Origin of the sequence: Haloarcula sebkhae (assembly GCF_014647415.1) — an archaeon.
GTDB lineage: Archaea > Halobacteriota > Halobacteria > Halobacteriales > Haloarculaceae > Haloarcula > Haloarcula sebkhae.
The window spans coordinates 1-592 of the sequence record NZ_BMPD01000024.1; the positions used below are offsets into that span (position 1 = coordinate 1).

At 57.3% G+C, this 592-nt stretch carries 1 rRNA gene; it reads right to left on the bottom strand.

The features are described from left to right. Positions 1-592: ribosomal RNA gene (locus tag IEY38_RS21170) — 23S ribosomal RNA — on the bottom strand; the annotation flags it as partial.

The window sequence follows — 592 nt, forward strand, 5'->3', positions numbered from 1 at the left end:
CGGACAGGTCTCGGTGGTGGATTTGAGTCCCGATCATTTTGGGCGCCTCAAACCTCGGCCGGTAAGCTGTTACGCTTTTCTTAGAGGGTAGCTGCTTCTAAGCTCACCTCCCGGCTGTCTAGGGCTCGAGACCACCTTCAGAGGATTACACTTAATCCACACTTGGGGACCTTAACCTATCTCTGGGTTGTTCCCCTCCTGGTACACAGGCTTACCCCGCGCACCGGAATCCCCGCGTCAAACAGCGTCTGTAAGTTTGGAGTTTGACAGGTGTGCCGACTCCTCTCGGAGGCGGACACACCAATCGGTCGCTCTACCTCACAGACTACCTCGGCGGAGGTCATGCTTCGACATGTTTCGATTGGAACCAGCTGTTGCCGGACTCGATGGGCCTTTCACCCCTACACATAGATCACGAGAGGGTATTGTAGGACACCAACTCTAACAGACTTCCACGTGCCTTTCGGCACGCTTCATCTTGTCCATGCGTAGATCGTCCGGATTCGGGTCGTGTCCACATGGCTCCCCGCGCTTGAACACGGCGGCCCTCGGGCAAAGCCCTGCGGCCATGTCGGTTTCCCTGTGCCTCCCC